This window comes from Streptomyces sp. NPDC059649 (assembly GCF_042734445.1).
Taxonomy (GTDB): domain Bacteria; phylum Actinomycetota; class Actinomycetes; order Streptomycetales; family Streptomycetaceae; genus Streptomyces.
Genome location: NZ_JBHWDV010000002.1, coordinates 499,402 through 513,021 on the forward strand (window position 1 = coordinate 499,402; position 13,620 = coordinate 513,021).

At 69.1% G+C, this 13,620-nt stretch carries 13 protein-coding genes; 7 read left to right on the forward strand and 6 right to left on the reverse strand.

What is annotated here, in order from left to right:
* Positions 1 to 33: 33 nt before the first annotated feature.
* From ACFV1J_RS05040 to katG, 3 genes are all read right to left on the reverse strand, one after another.
* Positions 34 to 195: a putative leader peptide gene (locus ACFV1J_RS05040; RefSeq protein ID WP_385855823.1), complete on the reverse strand. Its 162-nt coding sequence runs from the start codon at positions 193 to 195 to the stop codon at positions 34 to 36.
* Between the two features lie 520 nt (positions 196 to 715).
* Entirely contained in the window at positions 716 to 1,867 is a 1,152-nt protein-coding gene (locus ACFV1J_RS05045) for a trypsin-like serine protease (RefSeq protein ID WP_385855824.1), read from the reverse strand.
* A 218-nt stretch (positions 1,868 to 2,085) separates the two neighbouring features.
* Positions 2,086 to 4,308: a catalase/peroxidase HPI gene (katG, locus tag ACFV1J_RS05050; RefSeq protein WP_385855825.1), complete on the reverse strand. Its 2,223-nt coding sequence runs from the start codon at positions 4,306 to 4,308 to the stop codon at positions 2,086 to 2,088.
* A 705-nt stretch (positions 4,309 to 5,013) separates the two neighbouring features.
* On the opposite strand from katG, the gene ACFV1J_RS05055 reads away from it, so the two are divergent.
* The 7 genes from ACFV1J_RS05055 to ACFV1J_RS05085 all read left to right on the forward strand — a co-directional run bounded on the left by ACFV1J_RS05055 (position 5,014) and on the right by ACFV1J_RS05085 (position 10,456).
* The gene (locus ACFV1J_RS05055; protein WP_385855826.1) at positions 5,014 to 5,430 is read left to right on the forward strand and encodes a Fur family transcriptional regulator; all 417 of its coding nucleotides are present in this window, start codon (positions 5,014 to 5,016) and stop codon (positions 5,428 to 5,430) included.
* A gap of 119 nt (positions 5,431 to 5,549) precedes the next feature.
* Complete coding sequence (locus ACFV1J_RS05060) at positions 5,550 to 5,897, forward strand: DUF1330 domain-containing protein (RefSeq protein ID WP_385855827.1); 348 nt, start codon at positions 5,550 to 5,552, stop codon at positions 5,895 to 5,897.
* A gap of 232 nt (positions 5,898 to 6,129) precedes the next feature.
* The gene (locus ACFV1J_RS05065) at positions 6,130 to 6,708 is read left to right on the forward strand and encodes a carboxymuconolactone decarboxylase family protein (RefSeq protein ID WP_385855828.1); all 579 of its coding nucleotides are present in this window, start codon (positions 6,130 to 6,132) and stop codon (positions 6,706 to 6,708) included.
* Positions 6,705 to 7,556: an RNA polymerase sigma-70 factor gene (locus ACFV1J_RS05070; RefSeq protein WP_385855829.1), complete on the forward strand. Its 852-nt coding sequence runs from the start codon at positions 6,705 to 6,707 to the stop codon at positions 7,554 to 7,556. Before ACFV1J_RS05065 ends, ACFV1J_RS05070 begins: the two co-directional genes overlap by 4 nt.
* A gap of 190 nt (positions 7,557 to 7,746) precedes the next feature.
* Positions 7,747 to 8,529, forward strand: coding sequence for an aminotransferase class IV family protein (locus ACFV1J_RS05075; protein WP_385855830.1), 783 nt, complete (start codon positions 7,747 to 7,749; stop codon positions 8,527 to 8,529).
* Between the two features lie 62 nt (positions 8,530 to 8,591).
* Positions 8,592 to 9,140: an FABP family protein gene (locus ACFV1J_RS05080; protein WP_385855831.1), complete on the forward strand. Its 549-nt coding sequence runs from the start codon at positions 8,592 to 8,594 to the stop codon at positions 9,138 to 9,140.
* Positions 9,141 to 9,343: 203 nt separating this feature from the next.
* On the forward strand, positions 9,344 to 10,456 hold the full coding sequence (locus ACFV1J_RS05085) for a hypothetical protein (RefSeq protein ID WP_385855832.1): 1,113 nt from the start codon (positions 9,344 to 9,346) through the stop codon (positions 10,454 to 10,456).
* A gap of 85 nt (positions 10,457 to 10,541) precedes the next feature.
* Here ACFV1J_RS05085 and ACFV1J_RS05090 read toward each other — a convergent pair whose 3' ends face one another.
* The 3 genes from ACFV1J_RS05090 to argG all read right to left on the reverse strand — a co-directional run bounded on the left by ACFV1J_RS05090 (position 10,542) and on the right by argG (position 13,385).
* Positions 10,542 to 10,973 (reverse strand): GNAT family N-acetyltransferase, encoded by a 432-nt coding sequence (locus ACFV1J_RS05090; protein WP_385855833.1) that lies wholly within the window; start codon positions 10,971 to 10,973, stop codon positions 10,542 to 10,544.
* Positions 10,974 to 11,019: 46 nt separating this feature from the next.
* Positions 11,020 to 11,649, reverse strand: a complete 630-nt coding sequence (locus tag ACFV1J_RS05095) for a dihydrofolate reductase family protein (RefSeq protein WP_385855834.1) — start codon at positions 11,647 to 11,649, stop codon at positions 11,020 to 11,022.
* A 290-nt stretch (positions 11,650 to 11,939) separates the two neighbouring features.
* Positions 11,940 to 13,385 (reverse strand): argininosuccinate synthase, encoded by a 1,446-nt coding sequence (argG, locus tag ACFV1J_RS05100; protein WP_385855835.1) that lies wholly within the window; start codon positions 13,383 to 13,385, stop codon positions 11,940 to 11,942.
* Positions 13,386 to 13,620: the final 235 nt, after the last annotated feature.

Here is a 13,620-nt window from a genome sequence, read left to right on the forward strand (position 1 = left end):
CAGCAGATGGCCCGATGGCTCAAGCCAGCAGGGCTAGCGAGCAGCGGCACAGATGGCGCTGGCCTGACGTCGCAGATCGACGTGCAAGCGCGCGGCGAATTCCTCGGACTGGCTCACACCCGAGAGGCTGACAGCGAAAACCAGCCACGTCAACGACTCTTCCGCAGGCGTCTCACATACCGAATTCCCTGTCACGCGCGCGAAGCACGGCGTTCACAACGGCGCTTGCGCTCTGGCCCGTGTGTCCTCGAAGGGGTCGACGCGGGTGGCGGCTCACGGCACGATGGAGGCGGCACAGGTGACCGACAGGCGGTGCGCCATGCGAGGAGGGGGCAGTGTGATGCGCGCCCGAGTGAGCAGGGGTGTTCAGTTATCAGCGGTGGTACTGGCGGCGGTGGCCGCGGTGCCGTTCGCGTTCCAGGCACGGGGAGAAGACGGCCCAGAAGTGACGGTGCATCAGGTGAAGCCGTCGAAGCCGGAGGATGCGACGCGGTTTCACGACGCCTTGCGACACCATGAGAAAACGGGAAAGTGGCCTTGCCCGGAAGGCGGAGTGCCACCGAAAAGCGACGGCTCCGCGGCTGCGGCGGGTAGGGGAACCCTTGTGCACGAGGCCGGCCCTGATGAATACGACTGTCCGAAGCGCTAGATCCCCGGTACAAGGGAAGGACCCCGGCTGGCCGAAGCCAGCCGGGGTCCTGTCACGTGCGTCGGTTCACAGGGACTTGTACACGCTCACGGCGTAGGCGCCGTGCTCGGACGAATACAGGTGGTTGTCGGTCCAGTTGCCGTGACTGTCCCCGTTCCGGTGGCTGTTCACGCCGACGATCCGGGCGCCGTGGGTGAGGTTTTTGACCATGGGCCCTCCGCTGGCCCCGTGGCCCATCTCGCAGTCCATCTCCAGCCGCTGGTCCAGCGGGTTCCCGTTCGATGCGTCCACCGTGTTGCCGTAGCAGTACCGCATGTAGGCACCGCCGGAGTAGAAGGAATCGGGCCGGTGGTATCCATCGGCGGGGTACCCAAGAGAGGCGACGTTGTCGTTCTCGGGGGAGTTGGACCGGAACTCATACCCGTATGCGCCGACCGTGTTCTGGATGGAGCGGCCCTTGCGGGGCTGGAGGACCATGCCACCCATGTCGGAGTAGCGGAAGTCGCCTTTGCTGATGTAGACGGAGGGGACGATGACGCGTTTGACGTCCCAGTAGCCGTAGGGCGCCGTCTTGGCGAATCCGGGCGCGAAGGCGAAGTTCTTGTACCAGCGCTTCTTGGCCCAGTCATAAAGGCAATGCGCTGCCGTCCAGAGGGAGGACTTGTTGGAGTGCGTGATGACGGAGGCGGTGCAGTGGCCGTAGCGGCCTGCGGCCGTCTCGAAGAACAGGATTCCGGTGGCGGCCCACGGCCACTTCTTGGGTTCGGGTGCGCGCAGCGAACGCGTGGCCTCTTGCGCCTGTGCGGCGCTGGTTCTCGCCTCGCCAGGAGCGGAAGCTAAGGAGCGCTTCGGCGGTACGGCGTTTGCGGAGAGTGCGACGTCGGGCAGGGCGGACTGTTTCAGCGGGCGGCTCATGGGAGGGGTGCGAGGTCCCTCGGGCGCCACCGGGTTGGCAAGCGCACGCCTGACGCGCTCGGATGTCCAGAATTTGTCGGCGCTGCCGGGCGCCGAGCTCTGCTTCTTGACGGAACTGGCTGGCAGACCGGACTGCGGCAGCGCTCCGGACCGGGCGCCGCGGGAGAGGACCGACGTCGTCACCGTCGGCGACGCAGCTGAGTGGTGGTTGGCGTACGCCGTGCCGGTCAGGGTGCTGATCCCCAGAGTGGCGGTGGCGGCGATGGCTATTGCCGTATGCCGGAACTGCAAAATGCCCCCCATTTTCGAGCCGTTGGCTTACGTGACTGCGCTGCTGGTCACCGCACAGCCACCAGGGGAGTTAAGCCAGGTTTGATAAACGCACGGTCAACGTTGCGCGTTAAACAGATGGGGGCCCGTCCTTCGTCGAGCCGTCACAAGGGAGCCCCCCCGAAATACGGAACGTCCGGGCCGGCCCCGCGGGCCGGCCCGGACGTCGTCTCAGGTCACTCGATGCGTGCTCAGGCCAGATCGAACCGGTCCAGGTTCGACACCTTGACCCATGCCGCGACGAAGTCGTTCACGAACTTCTCCTTCGCGTCGTCGCTCGCGTAGACCTCGGCGAGCGCGCGCAGCTCGGAGTTCGAGCCGAAGACCAGGTCGGCACGGGTGCCGGTCCACTTGACGTCGCCGGTGGCGTCGTCGCGGCCCTCGAAGGTGGTCTGGTCCTCGGAGGTCGCCTTCCACGTCGTACCCAGGTCCAGCAGGTTGACGAAGAAGTCGTTCGTCAGCCGGCCCGGGGTGTCGGTGAAGACGCCGTGCGAGGTCTGCTGGTGGTTCGCGCCCAGGACGCGCAGGCCGCCGACGAGGACGGTCAGCTCGGGGGCGCTCAGGCCCAGCAGGTTCGCCCTGTCGAGCAGCAGGTACTCGGCCGGCAGGCGGTTGCCCTTGCCCAGGTAGTTGCGGAAGCCGTCGGCGGTGGGCTCCAGCGCGGCGAAGGACTCCGCATCGGTGTGCTCCTCCGTCGCGTCCACCCGGCCCGGCGCGAAGGGCACCTCGACGTCGTAACCGGCGTCCTTGGCGGCCTTCTCCACGGCGGCGGCGCCACCGAGGACGATCAGGTCGGCCAGGGAGACCCGCTTGGCGCCGGAGTTGGCGTTGAAGTCCTGCTGGATGCCCTCAAGGGTGCGCAGCACCAGCGCCAGCTGGTCGGGGTCGTTGGCCTCCCAGCTGCGCTGCGGCTCCAGGCGGATCCGGGCACCGTTGGCGCCGCCGCGCTTGTCGCTCGTACGGAAGGTGGAGGCCGACGCCCACGCGGTGGACACCAACTGCGCGACGGTCAGCCCCGAGTCGAGGAGCTTGGCCTTGAGGGCCGCGATGTCCTCGGCGTCGATGACCTCGCCCTCGGCCTCCGGCAGCGGGTCCTGCCACAGCAGGGTCTCCTCCGGGACCTCCGGGCCGAGGTACAGCGACTTCGGGCCGAGGTCGCGGTGGGTCAGCTTGTACCAGGCACGGGCGAAGGCGTCCGCGAACTCCTCGGGGTTCTCGTAGAAGCGACGCGAGATCGGCTCGTACACCGGGTCGAAGCGCAGCGACAGGTCGGTGGTGAGCATCGTCGGGAGCTTCTTCTTCGACGGGTCGTGCGCGTCGGGGATGATCGCCTCGGCGTTCTTCGCCACCCACTGGTGGGCGCCGGCCGGGCTCTGCGTGAGCTCGTACTCGTACTCGAAGAGGTTCTTGAAGAAGCCGTTGCTCCACTCGGTCGGCGTGGCGGTCCAGGTGACCTCCAGGCCACTGGTGATCGCGTCACCGCCCTTGCCGGTGCCGTAGGTGCTCTTCCAGCCGAGGCCCTGCTGCTCGATGGGGGAGGCCTCGGGGTCGGGGCCGACGTGGTCCGCCGGGCCGGCGCCGTGGGTCTTGCCGAAGGTGTGACCACCGGCGATCAGCGCGACGGTCTCCTCGTCGTTCATCGCCATCCGGCGGAACGTCTCACGGATGTCGCGGGCCGCGGCGATCGGGTCCGGAGTGCCGTTCGGGCCCTCCGGGTTGACGTAGATCAGACCCATCTGGACCGCGCCGAGCGGGTTCTCCAACTCACGGTCACCGGTGTACCGCTGGTCGTCGAGCCAGACCTTCTCGGGACCCCAGTACACGTCCTCCTCGGACTCCCACACGTCCTCGCGGCCGCCGGCGAAGCCGAAGGTCGTGAAGCCCATGGACTCCAGCGCCACGTTGCCCGCGAGGATCATGAGGTCGGCCCAGGACAGGCTCTTGCCGTACTTCTTCTTCACCGGCCACAGCAGACGGCGGGCCTTGTCGAGGTTGCCGTTGTCCGGCCAGCTGTTGAGCGGGGCGAAGCGCTGCTGGCCGGCGCCGGCGCCGCCGCGGCCGTCGCTGATGCGGTAGGTGCCCGCGCTGTGCCAGGCCATACGGATCATGAACGGGCCGTAGTGACCGAAGTCGGCCGGCCACCAGTCCTTGGAGTCCGTCAGCACCTCGGCGATGTCCCGTTTCACCGCCGGGAGGTCGAGGCTCTTGAACGCCTCGGCGTAGTCGAAGTCCTCACCGAGCGGGTTGGCCACGGCGGGGTTCTTGGCGAGGATCTTCAGATTGAGCCGCTCCGGCCACCACTGGGCGTTGCCGCCGCCCTGGGTCGGGTGCAGGGCGCGCCCGTGCGCGACCGGGCAGCCGCCTGCCTCCTCGGGCTTCGGGTCCGTGACGATCGCGTCGTGGTTCTCAGACATGGGAATCCTTCCGAACTGGCAGATCACGGTGCTCAGAAACTTCAGAAACTACGGACGGGAAAACGAGCGGGGCCTGTGGGCCCCTGCAGATGAGCCCGGCCTGGACGAGCGAGCGGCCGCGGCCGTCGGACGCGGTCAGCCACCACGCCATACCGACCGCGGCGGGGGCATCAACGACGACACCGCACGACCGGCACCCGCCATGACGGCGGCCGTCGCGCACGCGAAGGGCGCACTCCCGCTCGAAGGGGGCGACCTGCGTCGGCAGGACCTGCTCCTCGACCAGCACCGGGCCGCCGGCACCCGCCTGCCCGCTGACCTGGCCGTCCGCGGCCAGGGCACCGGATGCGGTGAGCGGACCCGTCCCATCAACCGTCACGGGCTTTCCCTGCTGTTGTCCTGTCCCTTGGCTGTCGCCAGAACCGATCCTACGATGGACGAAGTCCAAGTCAATACAACAGCCAGACCCGTACGAATTCATTCGCCGGACCACGCACAGCCTGGAACGGGAAGACGCACAGTCCGGATCCGGAACACGCACAGTCCGGAACTGGAAGATGCACACTTCGGTTCCAGCACACGCACGGTCCGGGGCCGGAACACGCACGGTCCGGAACGGGAATACGCACTGTCCGGAACCGGACCATCCACAGTCCGGGACCGGAATACGCACTGTCCGGAACACGCACAGTAAGGCTGGTGGTCATGAGCGACCTGCTGGACCGGCTCCGCCGACGCGGCTGGCGGATGACTGCCCAGCGCCGGGTAGTCGCCGAGGTACTCGACGGCGAGCACGTCCACCTCACCGCGGACGAGGTGCTCGCCCGCGCCGCTGCCCGGCTGCCGGAGATCTCCCGCGCAACCGTCTACAACACCCTCGGCGAGCTCGTCTCGCTCGGTGAGGTGACCGAAGTGGCCACCGACGGCCGCGCCAAGCGCTACGACCCCAACGCCCACCGCCCCCACCAGCACCTGATCTGCTCGACCTGCGGCACCATCCGCGACGTCCACCCCACCGGCGACCCGCTGGCCGCCCTACCCGCCTCCGAACGCTTCGGCTTCACCGTCTCCGAGGTCGAGATGACCTATCGGGGGCTGTGCCCTGACTGCGGCCAGGCCTGAGCGGGGCGAGGGAGGGGTCCCGCGGCTGCGGCCGCGCGCACGTCGTTGATGTCGGTCGACTGCGTGTCATGATCGCGACGTATGTCAGCCGATGTCAGCCGAGCAACTGGAAGGTTCTCATGCCTGCTTATGTCATAGGTCATCTCCAGGAGGCCGTACCGCACCCGGAGATCGCTGAGTACATCGAGCGGATCTCTGCGACGTTCGAGCCGTACGGCGGTCGTTTCCTCGTGCATGCGGCCCAGCACGAGGTGAAGGAGGGCAGCTGGCCCGGGCACGTGGTGGTGATCGGCTTTCCCAGCGTGGCCGAGGCTCAGGCCTGGTGGGATTCGCCCGCCTACCAGGAGATCGCGCCGCTGCGTTCGCGGCACATCGAGGGCGACATCATCCTGGTCGAGGGCGTGCCCGAGGGCTACGACCCCCGCGCGACCGCGAAGGCCCTGCGCGAGTCGATTCCGGCTGACTGACGGATGCCTGATCGATGAGTGAGCGATGAACAGCCGTTGAGTGAACCCGCCGCGGGCCATGAGCCGCCGCCGGCCCGCGGCACCCACGGCCGCTCTCGGCCACCTCCTCGTCGAGGCCGATCACTTCAGCCTCCCCTTGGTGACAGTCACCGGACCCCCGCTGTCACATTCGACGGACCGGCGGTGTCTTCATGGCGTACCGGCAGACATACACACCCACAGGGAGAACACCATGTCGCTACGCGTTCCGAAGGCCGAGCTTCCCGCCGAGCTCCGCGAGAACATGACCAAGCAGCTCGGTGCCGTGCCCGAGCCCGTCGAGGTGGTGTGGCACAGCCCCGATGTCGCCACGTCCAACCTGGAGTTCTCGGCCAAGCTGGCCGAGTGGGACACGGCCGACGCGGGCCTCAAGTCGTTCGCGCATATGGCCGTTGCGGCGCTGGTCGGCTGCGGCTGGTGCCTCGACGTCGGCTACTTCCAGGCACTGAACCAGAACCTGGACCTGACCAAGGCGAGCCAGGTGCCGCGCTGGCGGGAGTCGGACGTGTTCACGCCGCTGGAGCGGGACGTCCTTGAGTACGCCGAGGCGATGACGAACACGCCGCCGACCGTCACCGATGAGATGTATGCCGGTCTGCTGGACCGGCTCGGCGCGGCGGCGATGGTTGAGCTCACCGCGTACATCGCCTTCGTCAACATGGCTACCAGGAACAACAATGCCCATGGGGTCGCCTCGCAGGGCTTCTCCGAGGTCTGCGGGATTCCGCTGGCCGAGCGCACGGTGACCTCCGGCGCGGCCTCGACGGCATGACCGAGGACCCGTTCGTCGCCCACCGCACCCTGCTCTTCACGGTCGCCTACGAGATGCTCGGGTCAGCGGCCGATGCGGAGGACGTGCTGCAGGATTCCTGGCTGCGGTGGGCCGACGTCGACCAGGCACAGGTGAGTGAGCCGCGGGCGTACCTCGTCCGGGTCGTCACCCGGCAGGCGCTCAACCGCCTGCGGACGTTGTCCCGCCGTCGCGAGGAATACGTCGGCGAGTGGCTGCCGGAACCGCTGCTGACCAGCCCTGATGTCGCCGAGGACGTCGAACTCGCGGAGAGCGTCTCGATCGCGATGCTGACCGTGCTGGAAACGCTCGGGCCGGCGGAGCGGGCGGTGTTCGTGCTGCGGGAGGTCTTCGACGTGCCGTACGGCGAGATCGCCGAGGCCGTCGGGAAGTCCGCGGCCGCGGTGCGGCAGATCGCGCGGCGGGCCCGTGAGCATGTGGCGGCCCGGCGGCCGCGGGTGGCGGTGAGCCGGTCGGAGCAGCAGGCCGTGGTGGAGCGGTTCCTGGCCGCGTTGCGCACCGGGCAGGTCCAGGAGCTCCTGGAGGTCATGGCGCCGGACGTGGTCCTGGTCACCGACGGTGGTGGGCTCGCGGCCGCCGCGCGGGCTCCGATCCATGGGGCCGAGCTGGTGGCGCAGTTGCTCGCGCGCCCCGGTCGTGCGGTGTCGGCGGTGTGGCTGAACGGCGCGCCCGCGGGCCGGATAGAGCTCGACGGCCGGCTGGCGGCGGTGAGCCTCGTGGTGGAGGACGGGCGGGTCACCCGGATCCACGCGGTGGCCAACCCGCAGAAACTGACACGGTTGGACGAGCCGGCCGAACTCGCCAGGTAGGCCCCGTTGTTGCACTGACACGTGGGTGTCCCGGGCGGTGAGAACTGCTTGGGACACCCACGAACACCACGAATACGAGGAACGCCCATGGGCCCCGGAACCTCCTGGGCCCTTGGAACCCCCGGCCCCCCCGGGCCCCCGGGACCCTCTGGAATCCCGCGGCCCGAGACCGTCCTGACATGCTGGGGGTATGGCGCATCTCGACGGAAAGCCCGTGACCACCGATGACGTGCTCCCTCTGGCGTTGACGGGCTACGGACACTTCACCACCATGCGGGCCGACGCCGAACACCGGATCCGTGGGCTGTCGCTGCACCTGGACCGCCTCGTACGGGACTGCGGGACCGTCTGGGGCGCCGATCTGGACACCGGCCGCGTCCGGCAGTTCGTCCGGCAGGCGCTGGAGGGGCGGCGCGGTCCGTGCGTGGTCCGCGTGACCGTCTACGATCCCGCGGTCGAGGTCGGCCACCCTGCCGACGCCGATCAGCCCCAGGTACTGGTCACCGTACGTCCGGCCGGGGCGATGCCCCCGCCGCCGCTGCGCGCGATGAGCGCTCCCTATGAGCGCGATCTGCCCGAGGTCAAGCACTGCGGCCTGTTCGGGGCTCTGCACGTGCGGCGCGCGGCACAGCGCGCCGGCTTCGACGACGCTCTGCTCGTCGGGCCCGACGGGTACGTCAGCGAAGGGCCGACCTGGAACGTCGGTTTCATCGACGGCGCGGGCACCGTGGTGTGGCCCCAGGCCCCGGTGCTGCCGGGCGTCACCATGAGGCTGTTGCAGCAACAGGTGGAGCACCGGATCGCGCCCCTCACCCTGGACCGGGCCAAGAGCATGCGGGCGGCGTTCGCCACCAACACGAGCATCGGCGTCCGGGCGTTGACGGCGATCGATGATGCCTCGCTGACCGTCGACGACCCGGTGCTGAGCACTCTGCGCGAGGCGTACCTGTCGATTCCCGGTGAGGAGGTGTAGGGGGCGATCATGGGGAGGCCGAGGATTCCCCCGGCACCGACGACGATCCAGGAGCGCACCTCATGTCCGACCTCACCCCGCGGCCCCCGTACCCCGACGCGTTCCGCCCGGACGAAGTGCCCGCGCCCCACGCCCTGGTCGCGCCGCTGATCGGGCTGCTGGGCAGGTGGGTCGGCCGGGGGCGTGGCGGGTATCCGACCCTCGCCGAGGAGTTCGCGTACGCGCAGGAGGTCACCTTCAGCCACGACGGGCGCCCCTTCCTCCGCTACGAGGCACGTGCCTGGCTCCTCGACCCGGACGACACCCCGCTGCGGCCGGCCGCGCGCGAGAGCGGCTGGTGGCGGCTGCAGCCGGAGGGGCATGTGGAGGCACTGATCACCCAGCCCACCGGCGTCGCGGAGATCCTGGTCGGCCGGGCGGAGGACGGGACGGTCGACCTGACGACCCATCAGGTGGCGCTCACTCCCACCGCCAAGGAGGTCAATGCCTCTCGCCGCCGCTACGACCTGGCGGACCAGGACACGCTCACCTTCGTCCATGACCTCGCGGCGGTCGGTCAGCCGTTGCAACACCACCTCGCGGCGGAGCTTCGGCGCGCCGGCGACAGCTAGACCTCCCTGGTCCCTCGACAGGTGCCTCAGGAGTGTGTGCGAGATGCCCGTTACGTAGGCATGTCCCTTACTACACATGCCCCTTACGACGCATGTCCCCTACGTACGCATGGCCCTTACTCCTAAAAGATCTGCCCCTGAGGCAGACAACCAACATCGCCGTGCCGGCATCTCTCCCTCTGACCGACCGACTGGGGGAGACGATGAACTGGTCCAGGCTGATGGGCGTGATCGCGGCCGGCCTTGTGCTGGGCGGGTGCGGCGCCACTTCGGCGAACCCGACCAAGGCGGCGCAGAGCCCCGGGGCGTCCGCGCACCACGCGCACAGCACCGCGGAGCACCCCCACGGCAAGAGCGGGCGCACGCCCACCGCCACGTCCGGTAAGCCCACCTTGACCCTGGACGGCAATCTGGAGGCCCGCCCCGGGCAACTGCTCACCATGGACCTCGACGGCGTCAGCTGTGACGCGGGGGACGCCCCGGTGGTGGCCCGGTCGTCCGCGTTCAGCGGGCCCGTACGGCTGCGCCGGCAGGACGGCTCGTGCCGGGCCACGACCGCCCTCGCGATGACGGCCAAGCCCCGCTGGCACCCGGTGTCGGTCACCGTCGCAGGCCGCACCGTCGCCCGCGACAAGATCCAGGTCCTGCGGTCGCAACGCCCGTCGTTCACCTTCACCCCCGCGTCGGAAGTTGCCCGCCCCGGGGCGCCGGTGTGGCTGTACTTCGACGACCTGTACCCCGGTGAGCGGGGCACCCACTTCACCGTACGGTCCGCAGCCCTGTCGCGGCCCGTACGTCTGGTCCACGACAAGGCGGACTTCTACAACCCCCGGACGTTCCAGGCCCGTCCGGAGCTCAAGCCCGGTCTGGCGGACGGCAGGTACACCTTCGAACTGCTCGGCCCACACGGCCGGCACATCATGAAGAAGCGCCTGACGGTCCGCGCGTCCCGCCCCGGCGACCCGGACTACCTCGGCAAGGCGTACGGCCCCGAACTGTACGCCCCGGGCAACTACGCCGACAGCCCACACCGGCACAGCATCCGGGTCGTCCGAGGAGGAAAGGTCGGGGTCATGTGGCACGACGTGACCCCGGACCCGGGCGAGGAGACGCGTCTGACCGCCACCTCCCCGGCGTTCACCCACGTACTCCACCTCCGCGCCGACGACAGCAAGGCCTCCGACGGCGACGACCCGCGCTTCCTCGGCACGGCCACCATCCGCACCGACATCAAGCCGGGCCGCTACCCGGTGACGGTCGTCGCCCACCACGGCCGTGTGAAGAAGGTCGGCTATGTGACGGTGACGGCGGGGTAGGGGCGGCCCCGAGGGGAGGGGATGGTGGTGGCCCGGAGACGGGAAGGTGGTGGCCCGGCGGCGAGCGCGGCGGGCCACCTGCCGGTCAACTCCCGGTCATGAAGCGGTACATGCCCACCGAGCCGTGCGCGGCGGTGTCGGCGAAGCCGAACTTCTCGTAGAGGAAGCGCGCGGGACCGTCCGCGATCAGAGAGACGTACGCGGTGGCGGGCGCCCGGTTTTCCAGCTCCTCTGTGAGCGCGGCCATGATGCGCTTACCGAGACCTCGCCCCTGGTGCGCGGGGTGCACGCAGATGTCGACGATCTGGAACGCGGTGCCCCCGTCCCCGATGATCCGCCCCATGCCGATGGGCTCGCCCTGGTGGTGAAGCACGACGCCGTGCCAGGTATGGGGCAGGGCGAGCGCGACGGCTTCGGGGGCTCTGTCGGAGAGGCCGGCATCGGTCCGCAGGCGGCGGAAGACCTCGACGGAGGGCACACCCACGCGCAGCTCGTAAGGCCCACTTATGCTATCCATGCCTTACATGGTGCCTTACGTGGTAGAGGTCGCGCGTAGCGGGTCATCAGCCCTGCTCGTCCAGCAGGAAAGTTCCGTATTCGGGGGTGCCCGCGCGTTCGTAGGCGCAGTACTGCACGCCCGCGCTGGTGGTGCGGGATTCCATGAGCGTCCAGGCGACCGGGGTGGCGCCCTCCGCGAAGAGCCGCTTGCCGGTGCCGAGGATCAGGGGGTTGATGAGCAGCCGGTACTCGTCGACGAGATCGTGTTGCTGCAGGGTCTGGATCAGGTTGCTGCTGCCCTGCGTCATGATCACGCCGTCGAGCTGTGCCTTGAGCTGTGCGACGGACTGCGCGGCCTCACCCTTCAGCAGATGGGAGTTGTGCCACTCCAGGCTGTCGCGGGTGCGTGAGGCGACGTACTTGGGCATGGAGTTGAGCTTCACGGCGATCGGGTCGTTCTGGTCGGTGACGCGCGGCCAGTGTGCGGCGAAGATGTCGTAGGTCTTCCGGCCGAGCAGGAGATGGTCGGCGGTCCGTTCGAAGATCCCCAGGATGAGGTCCATGAAGTCCTCGTCGACGTACGGGACCTGCCAGCCGCCGTGCTGGAAGCCTCCGTCGACGTCCTCGTCCGGGCCGCCGGGGGCCTGCATCACGCCGTCCAGGGTGACGAACGCGGTGACGATCAGTCTGCTCATGGTGCCGCCTTTCCCGCAGGTGGAGTGTCGTGTCACCTACCACCTTGACCGCCTCTGGGCGATATGGCCGCTTCGGGCCGGCAGACTATGCGCTGAGCAGCGGAACCAGTCATGCGGAAACCAGTAGCGGCCGGCTCCGCGCCATGGGCGCTGAGCCGGCCGCTTCGCTGCTGCGTCACCGGAGGGAGGGCGAGCGCACCGCTCGCCACCAGGGCTGATCAGTCCGTCGAGCCCGTTGGGTGCGTTGAGACCGTCGAGCCCGTTGGGTCCGTTGGGTCCGTTGGGTCCGTTCAGTCCGTGCCGGATTCCATCGCGGCGCGGTCCAGCAACTCGTCGGCGTCGGAGACCTCGCCGCGGGAGGCGATGGCCTCGGCGCCGCCCTCCGGCAGCGTGCCGATCAGCCCGGTCGCGGCGGCCTGTGCGGCGCCGACGGCGGGGTTGGCGGTGCCGATCAGGCCCAGCCCGGCGTACTGCTCCAGCTTGGCGCGCGAGTCGGCGATGTCGAGGTTGCGCATGGTGAGCTGGCCGATCCGGTCGACCGGGCCGAACGCCGAGTCCTCGGTGCGCTCCATGGACAGCTTGTCCGGGTGGTAGCTGAACGCCGGGCCGGTCGTGTCGATGATCGAGTAGTCCTCACCGCGCCGCAGTCGCAGCGTCACCTGACCGGTGACGGCCGCGCCGACCCAGCGCTGCAGCGACTCGCGGACCATCAGCGCCTGCGGGTCCAGCCACCGGCCCTCGTACATCAGGCGTCCGAGCCGCCGGCCCTCGTTGTGGTACTGGGCGAGGGTGTCCTCGTTGTGGATCGCGTTGACCAGGCGCTCGTACGCCGCGTGCAGCAGGGCCATGCCGGGGGCCTCGTAGATGCCGCGGCTCTTGGCCTCGATGATCCGGTTCTCGATCTGGTCGGACATGCCCATGCCGTGCCGGCCACCGATGGCGTTGGCCTCCATGACCAGGTCGACGGCGGAGGCGAACTCCTTGCCGTTGATCGTCACCGGGCGGCCCTGGTCGAAGCCGATCGTCACGTCCTCGGTGAGGATCTCGACCGACGGGTCCCAGAACCGCACGCCCATGATCGGCTCCACGGTCTCCACGCCGGTGTCGAGGTGCTCCAGCGTCTTGGCCTCGTGGGTGGCGCCCCAGATGTTGGCGTCGGTGGAGTACGCCTTCTCCGTGCTGTCCCGGTAGGGGAGGTCGTGGGCGAGCAGCCACTCCGACATCTCCTTGCGGCCGCCGAGCTCGGTCACGAAGTTCGCGTCCAGCCAGGGCTTGTAGATCCGCAGGTGGGGGTTGGCGAGCAGGCCGTACCGGTAGAACCGCTCGATGTCATTGCCCTTGAAGGTCGAGCCATCGCCCCAGATCTGTACGTCGTCCTCGAGCATCGCCCGGACCAGGAGGGTGCCGGTGACGGCGCGGCCGAGCGGCGTGGTGTTGAAGTAGGCCCGCCCGCCCGAGCGGATGTGGAACGCCCCGCAGGTCAGCGCGGCCAGGCCTTCCTCGACCAGTGCCGCGCGACAGTCGACCAGGCGCGCGATCTCGGCACCGTAGGTCTTCGCGCGGCCCGGGACCGAGGCGATGTCGGGCTCGTCGTACTGGCCGATGTCGGCCGTGTAGGTGCACGGGACGGCGCCCTTGTCACGCATCCACGCGACTGCGACGGAGGTGTCGAGGCCGCCCGAGAAGGCGATGCCGACGCGCTCGCCGGCGGGGAGGGAGGTGAGGACCTTGGACATGGAAAGAGTATGCAGCATCTCGCATGGTCATGCAAAGAGGTTCGTGGCCGGCAATGTCCTTGCATGCGCGTACGGCCTGCCTGAGCGATCACTCACCGTGCGGTCCACCGCCCCTCCCGCACCGCGGTGAGCGGTGCTGCGCTCCCTGCGCTCCCTGCGCGCGTGCTGTGGCTGTGCCTCGTGAGCTGATGGACGTTTCACCCGCGCGTGGAACCCGGTGGAACCCGGTGGAACC

What these genes read in the sequence shown, in the direction of transcription:
- ACFV1J_RS05080 (WP_385855831.1), top strand. Translation starts at nt 8,592, where the DNA reads ATGTCCGACCTCACCCCGCGGCCCCCGTACCCCGACGCGTTCCGCCCG.
- ACFV1J_RS05070 (WP_385855829.1), top strand. Translation starts at nt 6,705, where the DNA reads ATGACCGAGGACCCGTTCGTCGCCCACCGCACCCTGCTCTTCACGGTC.
- ACFV1J_RS05045 (WP_385855824.1), bottom strand. Translation starts at nt 1,867, where the DNA reads ATGGGGGGCATTTTGCAGTTCCGGCATACGGCAATAGCCATCGCCGCC.
- ACFV1J_RS05075 (WP_385855830.1), top strand. Translation starts at nt 7,747, where the DNA reads ATGGCGCATCTCGACGGAAAGCCCGTGACCACCGATGACGTGCTCCCT.
- ACFV1J_RS05065 (WP_385855828.1), top strand. Translation starts at nt 6,130, where the DNA reads ATGTCGCTACGCGTTCCGAAGGCCGAGCTTCCCGCCGAGCTCCGCGAG.
- argG (WP_385855835.1), bottom strand. Translation starts at nt 13,385, where the DNA reads ATGTCCAAGGTCCTCACCTCCCTCCCCGCCGGCGAGCGCGTCGGCATC.
- ACFV1J_RS05055 (WP_385855826.1), top strand. Translation starts at nt 5,014, where the DNA reads ATGAGCGACCTGCTGGACCGGCTCCGCCGACGCGGCTGGCGGATGACT.
- ACFV1J_RS05085 (WP_385855832.1), top strand. Translation starts at nt 9,344, where the DNA reads ATGAACTGGTCCAGGCTGATGGGCGTGATCGCGGCCGGCCTTGTGCTG.
- ACFV1J_RS05060 (WP_385855827.1), top strand. Translation starts at nt 5,550, where the DNA reads ATGCCTGCTTATGTCATAGGTCATCTCCAGGAGGCCGTACCGCACCCG.
- ACFV1J_RS05095 (WP_385855834.1), bottom strand. Translation starts at nt 11,649, where the DNA reads ATGAGCAGACTGATCGTCACCGCGTTCGTCACCCTGGACGGCGTGATG.
- ACFV1J_RS05090 (WP_385855833.1), bottom strand. Translation starts at nt 10,973, where the DNA reads ATGGATAGCATAAGTGGGCCTTACGAGCTGCGCGTGGGTGTGCCCTCC.
- katG (WP_385855825.1), bottom strand. Translation starts at nt 4,308, where the DNA reads ATGTCTGAGAACCACGACGCGATCGTCACGGACCCGAAGCCCGAGGAG.